This window comes from Streptomyces sp. NPDC026515 (assembly GCF_055567595.1).
The window spans coordinates 200,928-220,947 of record NZ_JBVHQD010000012.1 but is presented as its reverse complement, the minus strand read 5'-3'; the positions used below and the strand labels follow the sequence as shown (position 1 = coordinate 220,947).

Genomic DNA, 20,020 nt, shown 5'->3' with positions numbered 1-20,020 from the left:
CATGACCGACGACCGCCCGACACCGGTCGCGATCGTGGGCATGGCGGTGCTGCTGCCCGGCGCCGCGGGCCTCGACGCGTACTGGAGAAACCTCCGCGACGGCGTGGACGCGATCGGCGAGGTGCCAGAAGGACGCTGGGACGCGGACTACTACCGGCCCGGCTCGGCGTCCGGGCCCGCCGTCCCCGACCAGGTGTACTGCCGGCGCGGCGGCTTCGTGGACGGCCTGGCCGAGGTGGAGGTCACCCGGCACGGCATCATGCCGAACTCCGTCGACGGCACCGAGCCCGACCAGCTGATCGCCCTCGACGTGGCCGCCGCCGCGATCGCCGACGCCGGCGGCGCGGACCGACTGCCCGACCGGCACCGGATCGGTGTGGTGCTGGGCCGGGGCGGCTATCTCACACCCGGTCTGGTCCGGCTCGACCAGCGGGTCCGGACCGCCGGGCAACTCGTACGTACCCTGGGCGAGTTGGTGCCCGACCTCACCCCCGGCCAACTGGCCCGGGTGCGGGAGGCGTTCACCGACCGGCTCGGGCCCGCCAGCCCGGAGTCCGCGATCGGCCTGGTCCCCAACCTCGCGGCCTCCCGGATCGCCAACCGCCTCGACCTGCGCGGCCCCGCCTACACCGTGGACGCGGCCTGCGCGTCCTCGCTGGTCGCCGTCGACCAGGCGGTCACCGAACTCACTGCCGGGCGCTGCGACCTGATGCTCGCCGGCGGTGTGCACCACTGCCACGACATCACGCTGTGGAGCGTCTTCTCCCAGCTGCGCGCGCTCTCCCCGAGCCAGCGCATCCGCCCCTTCCACCGCGAGGCCGACGGCATCCTCATCGGTGAGGGCACGGGGGTCGTCGTCCTCAAACGCCTGGCCGACGCCGAACGCGACGGCGACCGTGTCTACGCCGTCATCCGGGGCACGGGCGTGGCCAGCGACGGCCGTACCGCCTCACTCGTCAACCCCGATCCCGGCGGCCAGGCGCACGCCGTCCGGCAGGCCTGGCGGACCGCCGGTCTGGATCCCACGGCTTTGCACTCCGTCGGGCTCCTGGAGGCGCACGGGACCGCGACCCCCGCCGGCGACGGAGCCGAACTCACCACCCTCGCGGAGGTGTTCGGACCGGGCGGCGACCGAACCGAGCGGGCCGTGCTGGGCTCCGTGAAGTCGATGATCGGCCACACCATGCCGGCCGCCGGAGTCGCAGGCCTGGTCAAGGCGGCCCTCGCCCTGCACCACGCCACCCTGCTGCCCACCCTGCACTGCGACGACCCGCACCCGGCCCTCGCACGGACCCGCTTCCGCACCCTGGACCGGGCCGAGCCCTGGGAGACCGCCTCCGGCCGGCCGGTGCGCCGGGCCGGGGTGAACGCCTTCGGGTTCGGCGGGATCAACGCCCATGTGGTGCTGGAGGAGGCACCCGGCAGGCGCGCCGCCGCCGTCGCGCCCGTCATGGCGGTCACCGAGCCCGAGCGGATCCTGCTCCTCGCCGCTCCCACCCCCGACCGGCTCGCCGCCGCCCTCGCCGCCGACGACTCCGCCGTCCTCCTCGCGGGCCTGGCCCCCGACCGCGCCCACCCGCAGGCCGGTCCGGCCCGGCTGGGCATCGTCGGCCCCACCGCCAAACGGCTCGCCCTCGCCCGCCGCGCAGTCGGCAGGGACCGCGCCTGGCAGGGCCGCAACGACGTGTGGTTCCGCCCCGCACCGCTCCTGGACACCGGCAGACTGGCCTTCGTCTTCCCCGGTCTGGAAGGCGAGTTCACTCCCCGCGTCGACGACATCGCCACCCATTTCGGCCTCCCCGCCGTCACCGGCCCCGCCGATCGGGACGTACGGGTCGGTGACGTGGGCCGTCACGGGTTCGGTGTCGTCGGCGTGGGGCGTCTCCTGGACACCGCGCTGCGCCGGATGGGCGTGGTCCCGGACGCCGTGGCCGGGCACAGCGTCGGCGAGTGGACGGCGATGGTGGCCGCCGGTCTCTACTCCGGCGACCAGGTGGACGCCTTCATGGCAGGGTTCGACCCCGACTCGGTCACCGTGCCGGGCCTCGCCTTCGCCGCTGTCGGGGCCCCCGCCGCGCGGGTCCTGGCGGCCCTGGACGACGACTGGGCGGACGCCGGGATCGTCCTCTCCCACGACAACGCGCCCGGCCAGTCGATGGTCTGCGGTCCGGACCGGGCGGTGGCCGACTTCGTCCGCGCCTTCCGCTCCGACGGCGTGCTGTGCCAGGTGCTGCCGTTCCGGTCCGGGTTCCACACGCCGATGCTGGAGCCGTACCTGACGCCCATCAAGGCGGCCGCCGAGCGCTTCCGGCTGCACCGGCCGGTCGTCCCGGTCTGGTCCGGCACCACCGCGGCCCCCTTCCCGCAGGCCGAGGCGGAGGTGCGCGAGCTGTTCGTACGGCACCTGCTGGAGCCGGTCAGGTTCCGGCAGCTGGTGGAGGCCCTGTACGACGCCGGGCACCGCGCCTTCGTCCAGACCGGCCCCGGGCAGCTCGCCTCCCTCATCGCGGACACCCTCGGCGACCGCGACCACCTGGCGGTCGCCGCCAACTCCCCGCACCGCTCCGGGCTCGCCCAACTCCGGCGGGTGGCGACGGCGTTGTGGACGGCGGGCGCGAACGTGGCACCGGCCCTGGCACCGGCGGGCCCCGACGCGGGCGGCGCGAGCACCGCGGTACGACACCGTCCGCCCGTCCGGCTCGACCTGGACGGCGCCCTGGTCTCCCTGGACGGCCCGGTCCTGCACCGGCTCCGCGCCGAGCTGGGCCGGCCGGCCGCGCCCGTCGGCCCGTCCCCGCTCGACGACCTCGCCGCCCGCTTCCCGGCCGCCGCCGAACTCGACGCGCTGCTGCGCGACACCGCGGACACCGCGGTCGCCGTCCTCACCGCGCACCGGACACAGGTCCCCCCGGTCGCGGGGATTCCACCGGTTCCACCCCTGCCGTCGGCCCCGCCCGCCGCCCCGCCCGCCGAGGCCCGCACCACCACCGTCCGGGTCTCCCCGGACACCATGCCCCACCTGCTCGACCACTGTTTCCACCCGCAACGCCCGGACTGGCCCGACGTCGAGGACCGCTGGCCGGTCGTCCCGGCCACCACCATCGTCCGGCACCTGATGGACGCGGCGGAGGAGGCCAGCGGACTGCGCGCGGTGGCCGTGCACGGCGCCCGCTTCGACCGCTGGCTCACCGCCACGCCCCCCGTCGACGTCCTCGTCACCGTCACCCCCGAGGGCCCCGGCCGGGTCGCGGCCGCCTTCGGTCCCACCGCCCGCGCGGTCGTGGAGCTCGCCGCCGGCCACGCGTCCCCGTCCGCCGTCCCCACCGCGGCCCCGGCCCCCGAACGCACCCCCGACCACACCGCCGCCCAGCTCTACGCCGAGCGCTGGATGTTCCACGGCCCGGCGTTCCAGGGCGTCACCGAACTGACCGCGATCGGCGACCGGCACATCCGCGGAGTGATCACCACGCCCGCCGCCCCGGGAGCCCTCCTCGACAACGTCGGCCAGCTCCTCGGCTACTGGATCATGGCCACCCGCACCGAGCGGACCGTCGTCTTCCCGGTGGGCATGCGGGAGATCCGCTTCCACGGCCCGCATCCCGCACCCGGCACCGAGGTCGGCTGCCTGGTCCGGGTCACCTCGCTCACCGACACCGTCCTCGAGGCGGACGTGGAGCTGACCGTCGAGGACCGGGTGTGGGCCCGGATCCGGGGCTGGCAGGACCGGCGCTTCGACAACGACCCGCACACCCGCCCCGTCGAGCGCTTCCCCGACCGCAACACCCTCTCCGAGGCCCGGCCGGGCGGCTGGGCGCTCGTCCACGAACGCTGGCCGGACCTCGCCTCCCGTGAACTGATCATGCGCAACTCCCTGGGCGGAGCCGAGCGTTCGCGGTACGCCGAGCACGCGCCACGCGGCCGCAGACAGTGGCTGCTCGGCCGGATCGCCGTCAAGGACGCGGTCCGGCAGTGGCTCTGGCGGCACGGCGAGGGCCCGGTCTTCCCCGCCGAACTCCACGTCCGAAACGACGAGTCGGGCCGCCCCTACGTGACCGGCGTGCACGGCCGCACACTGCCCCCGCTGGACGTCTCGCTCGCGCACCGGGCCGAGGCGGCCGTGGCGATCGTACGGCCGCACCGGCCCGGGCCCGGGCCGGGCATCGACCTCGAAGAGGTCACCGGACGTGACCCGGCCGCCCTGGCGGCCGCCCTGGGCGCGGACGAACTGCGCCTGCTGCACAAGCTGTCCGGAACCGGCTCCACGGCGCTGTGGTTCACCCGGTTCTGGGCCGCCAAGGAGGCCGTCGCCAAGGCGGAGGGCACTGGATTCGACGGCCGCCCGAGGGACTTCGCGGTCCTGGAGGCGGCCCCGGACGGCAGCCGGCTGCTGGTCTCGGGCCGGCTGGAACGCGCCTATCCGGTGCACTGCGCGCCGGTCCGCAATCCCCCCGCACTGCCGGACCGCGACTACGTCGTGGCCTGGACGACCGGACCGGCAGCCGCAGAACCAGAGGAGGACCCGCGATGAATCCGATCCAGCCCGAAGTCCGCGCCGACGAGGAGGCGGTGCTCGCCGACCTCACCCGGATGCTCCGCACCCTCCTGGAGGAGTACGGCGACGACGACGCCGAGATCCGTATGAGCACCACCTTCAACCGCGATCTGGAGCTGGAGAGCATCGACCTGGTCACCCTCGCCGGGCTCCTGGAGGAGCGGTACGGAAAACGGGTCAACTTCGCCGAGTTCCTCGCCGGGATGGAGTTCGACGAGATCATCGGGCTGACCGTCGGACGGCTGGTCGAGTTCGTCGTGTGGAGCCTGAAGGCGACGGAGGCGGGCTGAACCATGGCGATCGTCGACACCGGAGACATCCGGCTGCACGTGCAGCGCATGGGCCCGAGGGAGGGCCGTGACCCGGTCGCCACCGTGGTCCTGGTGCACGGGCTGCTCACCGACAGCCTGGCCAGCTACTACTTCACCGTGGCGCCCGCCTTCGCCGCGTCCGGCCTGGACGTGGTCATGTACGACCTGCGCGGGCACGGCCGCAGCGGCCGGCCGGCCGGCGGCTACACTCTCGACCACAACATCGACGACCTGGAGGCCCTGCTCGGCCGGCTGTCGATCACCGGCCCGGTCCACCTCGTCGGCAACTCCTACGGCGGCACCATCGCCTTCGGCTACGCGGCCCGCCATCCCGAACGCGCCGCCAGCCTCACCCTCATCGAGTCCGAGCCCGCCACCCCCGCCTGGGCCGACAAGCTCGGCGGCATCCTGCACCGGGTCGTCACCGAACTCGCGTACAACGAGCCGGACGCCATCGCCTGGATCACCGCGAACCGCAGCCACAACACCGCCCGCCTGGCCAGGGGCGCGGCCCGTCTGGCCCGCGAGACCAGCCTCGGCAGGGACATCCCCGCCAGCCGGGTCCTCACCGAGGAGCAGATCAGCGCCGTCCGCTGCCCGGTCCTCGGGGTGTACGGCGGTGACTCGGACCTGGTGGACGTGGTCCCGCTGAAGGAGAACCTGCTGGCGGACTACCGGTCGGTGGTGCTGCCAGGACACGAGCACTCCGTGCTGGTCGAGGCGGCCGGCGCGGTCGGCGGACACATCATGGAGCTGATCCACTCGGTCAGCCGGACGCGTGCGGCCGGCGTCCGGTGAGCGGGTTCCTCTTCGTCGTACCGCCCCTGGTCGGGCACATCAACCCGGCCGTCGGCGTCGCCGCCGAACTCGGCTCGCGCGGGCACCGGGTGGCCTGGGTCTGCCCGGAGAGCGGGCTGTTGCGCCGGCTGGCGGGACCGCAGGCGCGGGTGTACCCCTGCGCGGGCACGGCCGCGGGCGAGCGCCCCGCCGGCCTGCGCGGCGCGGAGGCGCTGAAGTTCCTGTGGGAATGGTTCCTGGTGCCGCTCGCCGAGGCGATGGCACCCGGTGTCCGGGCGGCCGTCGACGACTTCCGTCCCGATGTCGTGGTCGCCGACCAACAGGCTTTCGCCGGCGCCCTGGTGGCCGAGCGGCTCGGCCTGCCCTGGGCGACCTCCGCGACCACCTCCGCCGAGTTCGGCGGCGCCTACGACGGCATCCCCAAGGTCGCCGAATGGCTCCGGGTCAGGCTCGCGGAGCTCCGGGACCGCATCGGCGACCCGGCGGGCACGGCCGACCCGCGCTTCTCGCCGCAGCTGACGCTCGCCTTCACCACCCCCGAACTGGCAGGGAAGAGCGGGCACAGGACGGTTCGCCATGTGGGACCGTCGATCTCGGAACGGCCGGTGACCGACGGCTTCCCCTGGGAGTGGCTGGACCCGGGCCGGGAGCGGGTTCTCGTCTCGCTCGGCACCGCCAACGCGGGCATCGGCGGCCGCTTCCTCGCCGAGTGCGTGGCCGCCGTACGCGAACGGGCCCACCGGGTCCAGGCGCTGGTGGCCGACCCCGGAGGCACCCTGCCGCCCGCGACCGACGACAAGGACATCCTGATCCTGCCCTCGCTGCCCCAGCTCCCGCTGCTGGAGCGGGTCGACGCGGTCGTCTGCCACGCCGGGCACAACACCGTGTGCGAGGCCCTGTGGCACGGCGTCCCCCTGGTCGTCGCCCCCATCCGGGACGACCAGCCGGTGATCGCCGGGCAGGTCGTGGACGCGGGCGCGGGCGTCCGCGTCCGGTTCGGCCGGGTCACCGCCCAGCGGCTGGGCGAGGCCCTCGACACCGTCCTGTACGAGCCCGGCCCGCGCAGCGCGGCGGCCCGGATCCGCGCCGCGTTCCGTGCCGCGGGCGGTGCACCGGTCGCCGCGACCCACCTGGAAGCCCTGGCAGTCGACTCGCACCTCAGGAGACCCGATGAGCAAGCAGAGTGAGATCGATGCGGTGCGCTTCGCCTACCAGCGGGACCTGGCCGACGGCGTCGACCGCTTCTTCCAACCCCGCCGCACCACCTGCCCCTGGTGCGCCTCCGGCCGCCTGACCACCCGGCTGCGCACCACCGACCTGCTCCAGCACAAGCCCGGCAGCTTCCTCCTGGACCGCTGCCAGGAGTGCGGGCACACCTTCCAGAACCCGCGCCTGAACGACGCCGGCCTGGAGTTCTACTACCGCGACTTCTACGACGGCCTCGGCGAAGAGAAGATGAGCGGCACCTTCGGCGGCCGTACCAAGATGTACCGGGGCCGTGCCGAGTCCGTGCTCCCGCACGACGCCACCCCCAAGAACTGGCTCGACGTCGGCACCGGCCACGGCCACTTCTGCGAGGCCGCCCGCGAGGTGCTGCCCGGCACCGCCTTCGACGGCCTCGACTTCACCGACGGCGTCGAACTGGCGGCCCGCGAGGGCCGCGTGGAGCGCGCCTACCGGGGCGCCTTCCCGGAGCTGGCCCCCGACCTCGCCGCCCGCTACGACGTGGTCAGCATGTTCCACTACCTGGAGCACAGCACCGACCCCGACAGCGAACTCCGCGCCGCCCACCGGGCGGTACGCCCCGGCGGCCACCTCCTCATCGAGGTCCCCGACCCGCAGAGCCGCTACGCCAGGCTGCTCGGCCGCTGGTGGCTGCCCTGGCTCCAGCCGCAGCACCTGCACTTCATCCCCGTGGCCAACCTCCGCACCCGCCTCACCGAGCTGGGCTTCACCGTGGTCGCCGAACAGCACGCCGAGGCGCACGACCCCGTCGACCTGCTGGCCGCCGTCTGGCTCGCCCTGGACCACACCGCACCGCGCGAGGACGCCCCCTGGCTGCCCCGTCCGCCGGGCGCCCTGCGGAAGACGGCACGTGCCGCGCTGCTCCTCGCCGGGATACCGGCCCTGATCGCGGGCACGCTCGTGGACCGGTTCGCCGTACGGCCCCTCTCGCACCGGCTGCGTGTCTCCAACGCCTACCGCCTCGTGGCCCGCCGCGACTGAGTCCTCACAGCGCCTTGGCGCGGATCATCGCCGACAGCACCAGGGCACCCGGGAGCAGCGGCACCCAGTCGGTGATCACCCGGTAGCCGATCACGGTGGCGGTGGCCACCGCCACCGGGGAGCCGAACGCGGCCAGGGTGATCACCAGCGCCGCGTCCACCGCGACCCCGCCGGGTACCGGTACGGCACCCCCCGCCGTACCCCCCGCCAGGAACGCGAAGACCACGGTGCCCCAGGGCAGCCCGAGCCCGAGCGCCTGCCCGGTGCAGGCCAGCGCGCTCGCCTGTACCAGCGGCAGCGCGGTGGCCCCGCCCCACAGGGCCAGCGCCCGGGCGGGCCGGGCATGGACCGTCCGGGCGTCGGCGAGTGCGGAGCGCACCAGCCCGGTGATCGGCCGCCGCAGCGGTCGTACGACCGCCGTCGCCACGCCCACCAGGGTGAGGACGGCCGCGACCGGTATCAGCACCGCGCCGTCGGGCAGCAGCTCGCCCAGCCGCCGCCAGGCGGACGAGGACACCAGGAACCCGATCAGCACGACCGTCTTCGCGGCGGACTTGGCCACCGAGTACAGCGCGATCGAGGAGGTGGCCCGGTTCAGGGGGACGCCCCGGGTGCGCAGGAAACGGACGGTGACGGCGTGGGCGCCCAGCCCGGCGGGCAGCGCGTGGTTGGCGGCGCCGGCGGCGAACTGCGAGGCCAGCAGCAGCCCCGGCGGCAGCGGGTCGGGCACGGCACCCTGCCGCATACAGGCGGCCAGCACCCAGGTCAGGCAGGTGATACCGCCCGCGGCCAGCAGCCAGGAGGGTTCGGCGCCGGCGAGCCGGCCGGCGCCCTCGTACAGCAGGGACTGGTTGGTCAGCCCCCAGACGGCCGCGACGAGCAGCGGCGACAGACACAGGGCGAGCCGGAGCGGGCGGCCCGCCGTCGAGGGTGCCGGCAGGGCGCACCCGGGCGCGTCGGAGCGGGGCGACGAGAGGGACGGCAGTGAGGACACGGGGACGTTGTCCTTCCACGGCGGGCCGCGGTGGGGAGCCGCAGGCGAGCGGGACCGCAGGCATGCGGGACCGCTGGGGAGCCTTCCCGCCCCGTATGACAGGTGGATGTCCGAAAACCGAAGGCCGGGGGGCGGGCCGGTGCCGGGGGCACGGCTCCGTCCGGCCGACCGGGTAGCCTTCCAGGGGTACGCAGCACGCGACAGGGAAGGATCCGGCGGTGCACGTCCAGGAATGGCTCGACTCGGTGCCGGCGATCGCCGTCTACGCCGTGGTGGCGCTGGTCATCGGGCTGGAGAGCCTGGGCATCCCACTGCCGGGCGAGATCGTGCTGGTCTCCGCCGCGCTGCTCTCCTCCCAGCACTCGGGCGTCAACCCGTTCGTGCTCGGCGCCTGCGCCACCGCGGGCGCCGTGATCGGCGACTCCATCGGCTACGCGATCGGCCGCAAGGGCGGCCGCCCGCTGCTGGCCTGGCTGGGCCGGAAGTTCCCGAGACACTTCAGCGAGGGCCATGTGGCCACCGCCGAGCGCTCCTTCGAGAAGTGGGGCATGTGGGCGGTCTTCTTCGGCCGCTTCATCGCCCTCCTGCGCATCTTCGCGGGCCCGCTGGCGGGCGTCCTGCACATGCCGTACTGGAAGTTCCTGACGGCGAACCTGCTCGGCGGCATCTGCTGGGCGGGCGGCACGACGGCGGTCGTCTACTACGTGGGGATCGTCGCCGAGGACTGGCTGAAGAGGTTCTCGTACGTGGGTCTGGCGGCGGCGGTCCTCTTCGGCCTCGCCTCCATGCTGATCGTGCGGCGCAGGGCGAAGAAGGTCCAGGTCACCGAGAAGGAAGCCGAACCGGTGGGCGCCGGCGAGTAGGCGATCCCGGGGGCGCGGGGCCGTGCCGACGTGCGGCTCGGCCGCGCGGGCGCGATCAGGCCCCACCTCGCCGCACCCGCCTTGGGACCTATGCGTGCGCCTCGCGATGCGCCTTCGCCAGCTCCGCGTACAGCGTCCCGTTGAGGGTCACGCCCTGAAGCTCCTCCTCCGACAGGCTCCGTTTCACCTTCGCCGGCACCCCCGCCACCAGCGACCCCGGCGGCACCACCATTCCCTGCGGCACCAGGGCCTGCGCGGCGACCAGCGACCCGGCCCCGATCACGGCCCCGTTCAGCACCGTCGCCCCCATCCCGACGAGGCAGTCGTCCTCGACCGTCGCCCCGTGGACCACCGCGTTGTGCCCGATGGACACCCGCTCGCCCACACGCACCGCGAACCCCGGATCGGCGTGCAGCGTCGCGTTGTCCTGCACATTCGCCTGGGCCCCCACGGTGATCCTCTCGACGTCCCCCCGCAGCACCGCGCCGTACCAGACGCTCGCCCCCGCCTGCAGTGTCACGTCACCGATCACCGAGGCGGTCGGCGCCACGAACACGTCGTCCTCGATCTTCGGCTCGCGCCCGCCGATCCCCACGATCAGCGCCTTCCGTGTCATCACGGTCTCCCCTCGTCATCGACGTCCACGGCAACCTAACCCACCGTCTGGGGCGAAGATCACAGCAGCCCGCCCTCTTGCCGGCGGCCCCCTCCGCGTAGCGTGAGCCCGTGCCGAAGCCCAAGAACACGTTCTCGTCCTGGTGCCGTCGCCTCGCGCAGAGCGCGGTGCACGCGGGCTGGGCCTGGGTGCAGCGCACGGGGTCCGTCACCGCCGACCACCCCGGCCGCTTCCGGTTCGGCGCGATCGGCGAGGCCACCCGCCTCGCCTTCCCGCTGGGCACGGTCTTCGGCGAACCCTGGATCCACCTCGGCTCCCACTGCATCGTCGGCGAACAGGTCACCCTCACCGCGGGCCTGATGCCCGACCTCGACCTCGGCCCCGACCCGATCCTGCGCATCGGCGACGGAGTGGTCCTCGGCCGCGGCAGCCATGTCATCGCCGACACGACCGTCACCATCGGCAGCGACTGCTACTTCGGCCCGTACGTCTACGTCACCTCCACCAACCACTCCTACGACGACCCGCACGAGCCCATCGGCAGGCAGTGGCCCCGCATGGAGTCCGTGGAGATCGGCCCGGGCTGCTGGATCGGCACCGGCGCGGTGGTCCTGCCGGGCGCGCGGATCGGCCGGAACGTGGTGGTGGCCGCCGGCGCGGTGGTCCGGGGCACGGTGCCCGACCACGCCGTGGTGGCCGGCGCGCCCGCCCGGGTGGTACGCCGCTGGACCCCCGAGACCGGCTGGCAGCCGCCGCTGCGCACGCCCGCTCCGGTCCCGATACCGGCGGGGACGACCACGGAACAGCTGCGCGCGCTGGCCGAGCTGGACGAGGAGGGCGTGGCGAGACTCGCCGCGCTGGAGAGCGAGAACTGAGTCAGCCGGTGGCCAGCAGCAGCGTCCCCACCAGCGCCAGCCCGGCCCCCGCCGCCTGGACGGCCCGCAGCCGCTCACTGAGGAAACCGCGGGCCGCCAGCGCGGTGACCACCGGGTAGAGCGAGGCGAGCACCGCGGCGACGGTGACCGGCCCGTGCTGGGCGGCGACCGAGTAGGTGCCGTTGGCGGCGACGTCGGCGAGACCGACGAATCCCAGCGTCGGCACCGTGGACCAGTCGAAGCCGCCGTCCGGCAGCGCGGGCGTGCCCATGCGCACCGAGAGCCACAGCGCCGCACCGCCCGTCGCCACGCTGGTCAGCCGCTGGACGAAGAGGGCCAGGAAGAGGCCGGTGACCGTGGTGGAGGCTTCCGTGATCAGCGCGAACACCGTGCCGAAGCCACCCGCCGACACCAGGGTGAGCAGGATCGTCCGGCGCTGGACCGGCGCCCCGCGCAACTGCGGACCGCCCGCCAGGACGACACCGCCGACGGCGACCGCGATCCCCGCGAACTGGAGCAGCCCCGGGCGCTCGCCGAGTATCAGCCCGACCCCGACCGGGACGGCGACGCTCAGCGTGGCCAGCGGGGAGACCACGCCCATCGGGCCCAGGGCGAGGGCCTTGTAGAAGGAGAAGAGCGCGACCGGCCCGACCAGGCCCGCCGCGAACGCGAACCAGAGCCGCGGCCCGCCCTCGCTCCAGCCGCCGGTGGCGGCCACGACCACGCCGAGGACCACCGCGGCGATGCCCTGCGAGACGACGACGACGGTGAGCGCCGGGGCGCGTCGCGTGAGCAGCCCGCCGCCGAAGTCGGCCAGTCCCCACAGGAGACTGGTGGTCAGGGCGAAGAATGCTGTCACGGCCCGCCTCGCAGTACAGTTCGGTGAACGATCAGGTACAGCCCACCGTAGTTCATTTGGTTAAACTCTGTCATTCAGAATATTGGACCGCAATGCTCTCGACGATGGACGGAACGTGTCGGACCTCGACCTGCTGACCCAGTCCCTGGCCCGCAACGTCAAGCACTGGCGCGCGGTGCGGGGCTTCACCCTCGACGTGCTCGCGGCCCGGGCCGGGGTCAGCCGGGGCATGCTCATCCAGATCGAGCAGGCCCGCACCAACCCGAGCATCGGCACGGTGGTCAAGATCGGCGACGCGCTCGGCATCAGCATCACCACACTGCTCGACTACGAGCAGGGCCCCAAGGTCCAGATCGTCCCCGTCGACAAGGCCGTACGCCTGTGGCACACCGAGGCCGGCAGCTACAACCGGCTCCTCGCTGGCACCGAGGCCCCCGGCCCGCTGGAGATGTGGGACTGGCGGCTGATGCCGGGCGAGAGCAGCCCCTCGGAACCGCACCCGGCCGGCACCGTGGAGATCGTCCATGTCACCGCCGGTGAACTGACCCTCACGGTGGACGGGGCCGAGTACCGCGTGCCGACCGGTGCCAGCGCCTCCTTCGAGGCCGACACGGCCCATGTGTACGGCAACACCGGGGACCTGCCGATGGAGATGGTCATGACGGTCTCCGTCCCGCCCGTGCCCTGAGCCCGGCCGGCCGGGCTGTTAGCGTGCGGACATGCGCGCACCCATCGGAGACTTCGACACCGCTACCCCCGCCCCCGACTGCCTCGGCGAACTGGTCGCGCCGGTCGCCGACGCCGTACGGCGGTGGAGCGGCTCCGTCCCCGCCGAGCAGGTCGTCTACGTCGAGACCGACCCGCGGTGGGCGGACACCGCCGTCTTCGTCGAGCACTACGGGCACGACCTGCTGGAGCGGTCGGCCAACTGCGTGGTGGTGGCGGGCAGGCGCGGCGGCGAGACGACACTCGCGGCCTGCCTGGTCCTGTCCACCACCAGGGCCGACGTCAACGGTGTCGTACGACGTCAACTCGGCGCCCGCAAGGTCTCCTTCGCCCCGATGGACCTGGCGACCGGGGAGACCGGCATGGAGTACGGCGGCATCACCCCGATCGGACTCCCCAAGGACTGGCCCCTGCTGGTGGACCCGGCTGTCGTCGCCCTGCCCTACGTCCTGGTCGGCAGCGGCCGCCGACGCGGCAAACTCCTCGTGCCCGGCAGGGCGTTCGCCGAACTGCCGGGGGCGGTCGTGCTGGAGGGGCTGGGCGGCTAGGGAGTGGCGTGGTGGGCCAGGACCAGGTGCGGGTCCCGCTCGCCGGGTGCGGGGGCCGGGTCCGCGTGCACCAGGGCGGCCGTCAGCCGGGGTACGGCGTGCAGCAGCGCGTGTTCCGCCGCCACCGCGACCGCGTGCGCCTGCCGCACGGTCGCCTCGCCGTCGACCACCACCGCCACCTCGGCCCGCAGTCGGTGCCCGATCCACCGCAGCCGCAGCTCACCGACGGCCCGCACGCCCGGCACCTCGCGCAGCGCCCGCTCGGCCCGGTCCACCAGTTCCGGGTCGACGGCGTCCATCACCCGCCGGAACACCTCGCGTGCCGCGTCCCGCAGCACCAGCACGATCGCCGCGGTGATCGCCAACCCCACCAGCGGGTCGGCGAGTTGCCAGCCCAGTGCGGCGCCGCCCGCCCCCAGCAGCACGGCCAGCGAGGTGAACCCGTCGGTCCGGGCGTGCAGACCGTCGGCCACCAGGGCCGCCGAACCGATCGCCCGGCCCACCCTGATCCGGTACCGGGCCACCCACTCGTTCCCGGCGAAGCCGACCAGCGCGGCCGCCGCCACCGCCGGAAGGTGCGCGACCGGCCGCGGATCCAGCAGCCGCTCGGCCGCGGCCCAGGCGGCGAACGCGGCCGACCCGGTGATCGTCAGCACGATGGCGATCCCCGCCAGGTCCTCGGCCCGCCCGTAGCCGTAGGTGTAACGGCGGTTCGCCGCGCGGCGCCCGAGCAGGAAGGCGATGCCGAGCGGTACGGCGGTCAGCGCGTCGGCGGCGTTGTGCACGGTGTCGCCGAGCAGCGCGACGGAGCCGGACAGCACCACGACGACCGCCTGCGCGAGCGCCGTCACCCCCAGCACGGCCAGCGAGACCCACAGCGCCCGCATCCCCCGCGCCGAGGCCTCCAGGGCGGAGTCGAGCTTGTCGGCCGTCTCGTGGGAGTGGGGGGTGAGGAGATGGCCGAGCCGGTGCCGGAGGCCGCCCGGCGAGGAAGGCGGTTGCTCGTGCCCGTGATGGTGCCCGTCGTGGGCGTGCGCCTGCTCGGGGTGGTGCCGGCCGTCGTTTGCGGGTGCGTGCTCGTGGTGCTGCCGGTGGCTCATGCGGTTCCCCTCTCCGGTGCGCGGGACGTGGACACGCGACGCCCCCGAGGCCATTATGTGCGTATGAGCGCACGCATGCACCTGTCACCTGCGCACCATGCGCATCCGCGCAGCCCGGGCGAGGAGCAGTTCGCGCTCGCCGCCGAACTCCTTGCCCTGCTCGGCGACCGCACCCGGCTGACGCTGCTGCACGCCCTGACGGCGGGGGAGGCCGACGTGGGCACCCTCACCGAGGTGTGCGGCGCCGCGCGGCCGGCCGTCAGTCAGCATCTGGCCCGGCTCCGGCTGGCCGGTCTGGTGGGCACGCGCAAGGAGGGGCGCCGGGTGGTGTACTCGCTGCGCCACGGTCACCTGCGCCGGCTGGTCGACGAGGCGCTGAAGGTGGCGGACCACCGCCTGACCGAGACGTCCGCCGAAGCCCCTGCCGGAGAAGGGAGCTGAGCTTCTCCGGCAGGGGCTTCGGCCGGTGTTCAGAACGCGGCGGCCGAGCCGAGGTACTGCTCGGCGAAGGCCGTCGCCGCCGGGGGAGACGTGAACAGCCTGCGCAGCCGCGCCAGGCTGGTGCCCGCGAGGAACGGGTCGCCGGATGCCGTCCCGTGGTAGATGCCGGACAGGAACCCGGAGAACTCCTGGTAGTCCCAGACCCGGCGCAGACTGGCGTGCGAGTAGCCGTCCAGCCCGGCGTCGTCGTCCTTGGTGACGTGCGCGGCGAGAGCGTCGCCCAGCAGGAACGCGTCGTGCAGCGCGAGGTTCATGCCCTTCGCGGCGATCGGCGCGGTCAGGTGCCCCGCGTCGCCGGCCAGGAAGAGGCGGCCGAACACCATGGGTTCGACCACGTAGTTGTGCATGTCCAGCACGCGCTTCTCGACCAGCCGACCCTCGGTGAGCGGCGGTGCCCCCTCCGCGCCGAGCCGTTCGCGCAGTTCGGCCCAGACCCGGTCGTGCGACCAGTTCTCCGGGTCGTCGCCCGGCGGGCACTGCAGGTAGTAACGGGTGAGCTCGGCGCTGCGCGCCATGTGCCCGGCGAAACCGTTCGGATGGACGCCGAACAGCACGCACTCCGAGGACGGCGGCGCCTCGGCGAGCAGCGCCAGCCACCCGATGCCGTAGTCCTGTCGGGAGATCCGCATCCGCCCGTCGGGTACCGCGGCCCGTGTCACCCCGCGGGCTCCGTCGCAGCCCGCGACGAACTCGCACCGCAGCACGTGCCGTTGACCGCTCTCGGGATCGACGTACGACACCGCGGGCCGGTCCGTCTCCAGGTCGTGCAGGGTGACGTCCCGCACCCCGAACCTGATGTCCCCGCCGCGGACGTCCGCGTACTCCCGCACCAGGTCCGTCACCAGCAGCGGTTGCGGATAGACGTAGTGGTGACGATTCGTCAGTTGTGCGTAGTCGAACCGGAAACGCTCGCCGCCGAACCGGAACTCGCACTCGCTGTGCACCTGCGCCCGGGCCAGCAGGGTGTCGGCCAGGCCGCGCTGCTGGAGGGCGCGCACGGCCCATTCCTCGATCACCCCGGCCCTCGGCCGGGTCTCGATGAACGGTCTGCTCTCGGTCTCCAGGACCACACAGTCGACGCCGGCGGCCCGCAGGATGTTCCCGACGGTCAGCCCGGCAGGTCCGGCGCCGACGACCACGACCGTACGGCGTTCCTCGGCAGGGGAGTTGAGGTGGGGGGAGGGGTGAGTCACCCCCGCATTATGACCGTGTCCCGTCAGCCACGGCAGGGCCGCCGTGGCTGACGGGACACGCGGGTCGGGGCGGGTCAGTGCGCCGGGGCGTCGGTGACCACGACCTCGTCGATGCTCCGCTCGATGTCCTGGGCCGTGGAAGCCGTAGCCTTGGCCCAGTAGTAGATGGCGACCGAGAAGGCGGCGATCACCGCGATGTCCCACCACAGGGCGATGTGGCCCTGGCCGCCGAAACCGCCCTGCCAGGAGATCAGGCCCATGCCGATCAGGTAGACGGGCAGCCACTGCGCGGCCTTGAAGTCCAGCCGGGGGGCGTCCGGCAGGTCCTTGCGGTGGGCGTAGACGCCGTAGCCGCCGAGCAGGACGTAGCCGAGCACGATCGCGATGCCGAGCCGCCACAGGGTGCCCCAGCCCGACCAGTAGATGATCAGGTTGGCGACGACGAAGGACAGCGGGGAGACCAGTTTCCCGAAGGGCAGCCGGTACGGCCGCTCGAAGTGCGGCAGCCGGTCGGCGAAGACGCCGTACGCCAGCGGGGCGCCGGCGTACATCAGCACGCTCGCCGAGGTGATGAAGCTGACCAGCTCCTGCCAGCTGGGGAACGGCAGGAAGCAGATCACGCCGGTCACGAAGGACATGATCAGGCCGAACCACGGCACGCCGCGGGCGTCGGTCCTGCTGAAGATCTTCGGCGCGTAGCCGTTCTTCGCCAGACCGAAGGAGACCCGGGAGGTGGCCGTCGTGTAGATCAGACCGGTGCCGCCGGGGGAGATGATCGCGTCGAGGTAGAGGACCCATGCCAGCCAGCCGAGACCGACCAGGGTCGCGAGGCCGGCCCAGGGACCGCTGTCGCCCGCGTAGTGGAGGTGCGCCCAGCCGTGCGCGAAGGTGCTGTGCGGCAGCGCGGCGATGAACACCACCTGGAGCAGCACGTAGATGACGGCGCCGATGGCGACCGAGCCGAGCGTGGCGCGCGGCAGGTCCCGCTTCGGGTTGCGGCTCTCACCGGCCAGCTGGATGGCCTGCTCGAAGCCGAGCAGCGCGAAGATGATGCCGCTCGTGCTGATCGCGGCGAGCACGCCCTTGGCACCCATGGGGGCGAAGCCCTCGGAGTGGAAGTTGGCCGGGTGGAAGTTGCCGACGGCGATGATGAAGATCGCGGCCAGCGGTACGGCGATCTTCCACCAGGTCGCGGCGCTGTTGGTGTGCGCGAGCACCCGGACGCCGAAGAAGTTGACGCCGACGAACAGGGCCATGAGGATCACGGCCACCAGCAGGCCGCTCGCCGTCAGGGTGCCGTCGGCGTGCTCCAGGTGCTGGGCCCACTTCCAGTGACCGGCGTAACCGATCATGGCCTCGACCTCGATCGGGGCCACGGTCGCCGCCTGCAGCCAGGAGAACCAGCCGAAGGACATGCCGGCCAGTCCGCCGAAGGCGTAGTGCGGGTACCGGGCCGTACCGCCCGCCACCGGGAACATGCCGCCCAGTTCGGCGTGGACCAGCGCCAGCAGCACGATCGCTATCGCGCCGACCACCCACGAGATGGTCGCCGCGGGACCGGCCTGCACGACGGCCTTCTGGGCGCCGTACAGCCAGCCGGAGCCGATGATCGACCCCACGGAGGCCCACATCAGGCCGATCAGCCCGACGTCCCGCCTCAGGCCGCCCGAGGGTGTCATGTCCTCCGTGGCGGCTTTCTCGACACTCACCATGTCAAGTGGCCTCTCATTTTCTGAACGCAGATTTAACGAGTAAGGGGCCACAAGCTATGGGTGCGCACCGCTTCGGCTGAAGAGTGTTTTCCAAAACTTGACCCTCGATCTTTCCTGTCTTGGCGAAAGCCTTTGCACAGGTCAGCGAGGGTCATGGAATGTCCGTATTCAGCTTTGGAAAGTGAGAAGAAGGTAAGACAGCAAGCTCAGATCTTCCTCAAATCCGGCTCGGTTCCGGCTCGGCTCGGGTTCAGTTCCGGCTCAGCCTGGGAATTTCGATGGCCGGGCAGTGGTCCATCACCATGTCCACACCCGCGGCCCGCACCCGGTCGTAGGCCGCCTCGTCGACCACCCCGAGCTGGAACCACACGGCCTTCGCCCCCCTCGCCACCGCCTCGTCCGCGACCGCGCCGGCCAGCTCGCTGTTGACGAAGACGTCCACCACGTCCACGGCGAAGGGGATGTCCGCGAGCGAGGCGTAACCCTGCTCCCCGTGCACCGTCTCCGCCTTGGGGTGGACCGGTACGACCCGCTTGCCGAACCGCTGCAGCACCTGTGCCACTCCGTACGCCGCGCGTTCCCGGTTGGACGACAGGCCGACCACCGCCCAGGTGTCGCCCGTCTCGGTCAGGATCCTGCGGATCGTCGCATCGTCGCCGTACATCGTCGGCCTCCTCGGCTCGGGGGAACATCTGTCGTGGCCAACAGTGCCCGCCCGGACCCTGATTCCCCGGCCCGGGCCGGCCCGGGCCGGGGAATCAGGCGGGGGCATAAGGCGGCTCATGTCCCGCATGTCCCGCATGTCCCGCCACGGTGACCGGAATCGGCGCAAGGTGCCTGCGTACGGGCCTCCGCCCGCCTACGCTCGGGCCGTGCTCCGCATCCTCGACGCCAAGACCGGTGACACGGTCCCCGCCGCCCCCTCCCGCCGCGCCCTGACCCGGGTCGAGGTCCATGCCTCCGGGTTCGACCTGACGGCGCTGCGGGTGCTGCTCACCACCGACCTGCTCATGCGCGCCCTGGAGATCGGCGGCACCCCGGTGCTCCCCCTGCTCACCGCCGACCGTCACCAGGCCGAGCTGCACGCCGCCGCCACCACCCTCGGCATCCGCCCCTTCGAGGACGGCCGCGACCTCGCGTCGGGACTGGGCGAGGCCCAGGTCGTCCACGTGGCGGCGGCGGGCGTGACGGTGCCCGGCGCCGGAGTGACCCTCGCCGTCGCCCCCGCGAGCGGCCCCGACGCCGGTGTCCTCGGCGGCCTCGCCGACCCCGCCGCACTCCGGCTCGCCCTCCTCGACGCCCCGCGCGGCACGGCCGTCCACCTCGGCGCCGGCGCCCTCGACGCGGCCGGCCGCAGGCTCGGCCGGCTCCGGCAGGCGGTGGCCCGCTGGGCGCGCAGTCCCTCGCGGCCGGTGCCGGAGAGGGCGCGCGGACGGCTGCGGGACGCCTGGGAGGACGACCTCGACGTACCCGCGGTGCTCGGCGTCCTGCGCTGGATGGAGGACCGGCCCGAGATCCCCGACGGCGCCCGCTTCGAGACCTGCGCCTACGCCGACCGGCTGCTCGCCCTCGATCTCACCCGTGACCTCGGGAGCGCCGCGTGACCGCCCGGGCCGGCGCGGGACCGCTGCGCCGCCTGGTCGTGCTGAGGCACGCCAAGTCCTCCTGGCCCGAGGGCGTCCCCGACCGGCTGCGCCCGCTCGCGGCCCGCGGACGCCGTGACGCGCCCGCCGCCGGCCGTGCCCTCGCCGAGTCCGACTGCCTGCCCGACCTCGCGGTCTGCTCCACCGCGGTGCGCGCCCGGCAGACCTGGGAGCTGGCCGCCGGCCAGTGGGGCACACCACCACCGGTGCGCCACGACCACAGGGTGTACGCGGCCGGCGTGCCCGACCTCCTGGCGGTCGTGCACGAGGTCCCGCCCGAGGTGGAGACGCTGCTGCTGGTGGGGCACAACCCGGGACTGGAGGAGCTGGTCCTGGCGCTGGCCGGGGACGGCCTGGACGACAGCCTCGAGCGGGTCCGTGAGAAGTTCCCGACATCGGCGATCGCGGTCCTGGCCTGGCACGGGACGTCGTGGACGGCGCTGGCCCCGGGGACGGCGCTGCTGACGGAGGTGATGGTGCCGCGGGGCGGGCGCGGGTAGGCC

General features: G+C 73.4%; 19 protein-coding genes. 12 read left to right on the top strand and 7 right to left on the bottom strand.

The window, feature by feature from the left end; genetic code table 11:
- Window position 1 precedes the first annotated feature (1 nt).
- From ACZ4O3_RS25970 to ACZ4O3_RS25950, 5 genes are read left to right on the top strand one after another with little or no spacing between them, the layout of a single operon-like run.
- Window positions 2–4,528 carry a beta-ketoacyl synthase N-terminal-like domain-containing protein gene (locus ACZ4O3_RS25970; RefSeq protein ID WP_467724482.1) on the top strand — a complete coding sequence of 1,509 codons (4,527 nt, stop codon included), beginning with the start codon at window positions 2–4 and terminating at the stop codon, window positions 4,526–4,528.
- Window positions 4,525–4,842 carry an acyl carrier protein gene (locus ACZ4O3_RS25965; protein ID WP_362725107.1) on the top strand — a complete coding sequence of 106 codons (318 nt, stop codon included), beginning with the start codon at window positions 4,525–4,527 and terminating at the stop codon, window positions 4,840–4,842. The genes ACZ4O3_RS25970 and ACZ4O3_RS25965 overlap by 4 nt, the downstream gene beginning before the upstream one ends.
- A gap of 3 nt (window positions 4,843–4,845) precedes the next feature.
- On the top strand, window positions 4,846–5,661 hold the full coding sequence (locus tag ACZ4O3_RS25960; RefSeq protein WP_362725104.1) for an alpha/beta fold hydrolase: 816 nt from the start codon (window positions 4,846–4,848) through the stop codon (window positions 5,659–5,661).
- Window positions 5,658–6,848 carry a glycosyltransferase gene (locus ACZ4O3_RS25955; RefSeq protein ID WP_362725101.1) on the top strand — a complete coding sequence of 397 codons (1,191 nt, stop codon included), beginning with the start codon at window positions 5,658–5,660 and terminating at the stop codon, window positions 6,846–6,848. Before ACZ4O3_RS25960 ends, ACZ4O3_RS25955 begins: the two co-directional genes overlap by 4 nt.
- Window positions 6,832–7,887, top strand: coding sequence for a class I SAM-dependent methyltransferase (locus tag ACZ4O3_RS25950; protein ID WP_467724479.1), 1,056 nt, complete (start codon window positions 6,832–6,834; stop codon window positions 7,885–7,887). The genes ACZ4O3_RS25955 and ACZ4O3_RS25950 overlap by 17 nt, the downstream gene beginning before the upstream one ends.
- A gap of 4 nt (window positions 7,888–7,891) precedes the next feature.
- Here the strand turns inward: ACZ4O3_RS25950 and ACZ4O3_RS25945 are convergent, their stop codons facing one another.
- Window positions 7,892–8,881 carry a lysylphosphatidylglycerol synthase transmembrane domain-containing protein gene (locus tag ACZ4O3_RS25945; protein WP_467724477.1) on the bottom strand — a complete coding sequence of 330 codons (990 nt, stop codon included), beginning with the start codon at window positions 8,879–8,881 and terminating at the stop codon, window positions 7,892–7,894.
- Window positions 8,882–9,099: 218 nt separating this feature from the next.
- On the opposite strand from ACZ4O3_RS25945, the gene ACZ4O3_RS25940 reads away from it, so the two are divergent.
- Window positions 9,100–9,744, top strand: a complete 645-nt coding sequence (locus tag ACZ4O3_RS25940) for a DedA family protein (protein WP_362727900.1) — start codon at window positions 9,100–9,102, stop codon at window positions 9,742–9,744.
- A gap of 88 nt (window positions 9,745–9,832) precedes the next feature.
- Here the strand turns inward: ACZ4O3_RS25940 and ACZ4O3_RS25935 are convergent, their stop codons facing one another.
- Entirely contained in the window at window positions 9,833–10,360 is a 528-nt protein-coding gene (locus ACZ4O3_RS25935; protein WP_362727898.1) for a gamma carbonic anhydrase family protein, read from the bottom strand.
- Between the two features lie 110 nt (window positions 10,361–10,470).
- Here ACZ4O3_RS25935 and ACZ4O3_RS25930 point away from each other — a divergent pair, with 110 nt between their 5' ends.
- Window positions 10,471–11,235 (top strand): acyltransferase, encoded by a 765-nt coding sequence (locus ACZ4O3_RS25930; RefSeq protein WP_362727896.1) that lies wholly within the window; start codon window positions 10,471–10,473, stop codon window positions 11,233–11,235.
- Between the two features lies 1 nt (window position 11,236).
- On the opposite strand, the gene ACZ4O3_RS25925 is transcribed toward ACZ4O3_RS25930, so the two are convergent.
- Window positions 11,237–12,094, bottom strand: a complete 858-nt coding sequence (locus tag ACZ4O3_RS25925) for an EamA family transporter (RefSeq protein WP_467724476.1) — start codon at window positions 12,092–12,094, stop codon at window positions 11,237–11,239.
- A 115-nt stretch (window positions 12,095–12,209) separates the two neighbouring features.
- On the opposite strand from ACZ4O3_RS25925, the gene ACZ4O3_RS25920 reads away from it, so the two are divergent.
- Together ACZ4O3_RS25920 and ACZ4O3_RS25915 are read left to right on the top strand one after the other, a co-directional pair.
- Window positions 12,210–12,782: a helix-turn-helix domain-containing protein gene (locus ACZ4O3_RS25920; protein WP_467724474.1), complete on the top strand. Its 573-nt coding sequence runs from the start codon at window positions 12,210–12,212 to the stop codon at window positions 12,780–12,782.
- Window positions 12,783–12,813: 31 nt separating this feature from the next.
- Window positions 12,814–13,368, top strand: coding sequence for a YbaK/EbsC family protein (locus ACZ4O3_RS25915; protein ID WP_362727892.1), 555 nt, complete (start codon window positions 12,814–12,816; stop codon window positions 13,366–13,368).
- Here ACZ4O3_RS25915 and ACZ4O3_RS25910 read toward each other — a convergent pair.
- Window positions 13,365–14,468, bottom strand: coding sequence for a cation diffusion facilitator family transporter (locus ACZ4O3_RS25910; protein WP_467724472.1), 1,104 nt, complete (start codon window positions 14,466–14,468; stop codon window positions 13,365–13,367). The genes ACZ4O3_RS25915 and ACZ4O3_RS25910 overlap by 4 nt on opposite strands.
- 63 nt (window positions 14,469–14,531) lie before the next feature.
- On the opposite strand from ACZ4O3_RS25910, the gene ACZ4O3_RS25905 reads away from it, so the two are divergent.
- Window positions 14,532–14,909, top strand: coding sequence for an ArsR/SmtB family transcription factor (locus ACZ4O3_RS25905; protein WP_362727652.1), 378 nt, complete (start codon window positions 14,532–14,534; stop codon window positions 14,907–14,909).
- A gap of 29 nt (window positions 14,910–14,938) precedes the next feature.
- On the opposite strand, the gene ACZ4O3_RS25900 is transcribed toward ACZ4O3_RS25905, so the two are convergent.
- The 3 genes from ACZ4O3_RS25900 to ACZ4O3_RS25890 form a co-directional block, all read right to left on the bottom strand.
- Window positions 14,939–16,162, bottom strand: a complete 1,224-nt coding sequence (locus ACZ4O3_RS25900) for a 4-hydroxybenzoate 3-monooxygenase (RefSeq protein ID WP_362727654.1) — start codon at window positions 16,160–16,162, stop codon at window positions 14,939–14,941.
- Window positions 16,163–16,236: 74 nt separating this feature from the next.
- On the bottom strand, window positions 16,237–17,874 hold the full coding sequence (locus tag ACZ4O3_RS25895) for an APC family permease (protein ID WP_467724470.1): 1,638 nt from the start codon (window positions 17,872–17,874) through the stop codon (window positions 16,237–16,239).
- A 250-nt stretch (window positions 17,875–18,124) separates the two neighbouring features.
- A complete protein-coding gene (locus tag ACZ4O3_RS25890; protein ID WP_362727658.1) occupies window positions 18,125–18,538 on the bottom strand; it encodes a CoA-binding protein in 414 nt (137 codons plus the stop codon).
- Window positions 18,539–18,746: 208 nt separating this feature from the next.
- Here ACZ4O3_RS25890 and ACZ4O3_RS25885 point away from each other — a divergent pair, with 208 nt between their 5' ends.
- Window positions 18,747–19,478: a hypothetical protein gene (locus tag ACZ4O3_RS25885; protein ID WP_467724468.1), complete on the top strand. Its 732-nt coding sequence runs from the start codon at window positions 18,747–18,749 to the stop codon at window positions 19,476–19,478.
- The gene (locus ACZ4O3_RS25880) at window positions 19,475–20,017 is read left to right on the top strand and encodes a SixA phosphatase family protein (RefSeq protein ID WP_384997706.1); all 543 of its coding nucleotides are present in this window, start codon (window positions 19,475–19,477) and stop codon (window positions 20,015–20,017) included. Before ACZ4O3_RS25885 ends, ACZ4O3_RS25880 begins: the two co-directional genes overlap by 4 nt.
- Window positions 20,018–20,020 lie beyond the last annotated feature (3 nt).

Bases quoted from the DNA above. Each gene is read 5' to 3' on its own strand.
- ACZ4O3_RS25950 (WP_467724479.1), top strand. From the start codon at position 6,832: ATGAGCAAGCAGAGTGAGATCGATGCGGTGCGCTTCGCCTACCAGCGG.
- ACZ4O3_RS25905 (WP_362727652.1), top strand. From the start codon at position 14,532: ATGAGCGCACGCATGCACCTGTCACCTGCGCACCATGCGCATCCGCGC.
- ACZ4O3_RS25970 (WP_467724482.1), top strand. From the start codon at position 2: ATGACCGACGACCGCCCGACACCGGTCGCGATCGTGGGCATGGCGGTG.
- ACZ4O3_RS25960 (WP_362725104.1), top strand. From the start codon at position 4,846: ATGGCGATCGTCGACACCGGAGACATCCGGCTGCACGTGCAGCGCATG.
- ACZ4O3_RS25895 (WP_467724470.1), bottom strand. From the start codon at position 17,874: ATGGTGAGTGTCGAGAAAGCCGCCACGGAGGACATGACACCCTCGGGC.
- ACZ4O3_RS25965 (WP_362725107.1), top strand. From the start codon at position 4,525: ATGAATCCGATCCAGCCCGAAGTCCGCGCCGACGAGGAGGCGGTGCTC.
- ACZ4O3_RS25910 (WP_467724472.1), bottom strand. From the start codon at position 14,468: ATGAGCCACCGGCAGCACCACGAGCACGCACCCGCAAACGACGGCCGG.
- ACZ4O3_RS25935 (WP_362727898.1), bottom strand. From the start codon at position 10,360: ATGACACGGAAGGCGCTGATCGTGGGGATCGGCGGGCGCGAGCCGAAG.
- ACZ4O3_RS25915 (WP_362727892.1), top strand. From the start codon at position 12,814: ATGCGCGCACCCATCGGAGACTTCGACACCGCTACCCCCGCCCCCGAC.
- ACZ4O3_RS25890 (WP_362727658.1), bottom strand. From the start codon at position 18,538: ATGTACGGCGACGATGCGACGATCCGCAGGATCCTGACCGAGACGGGC.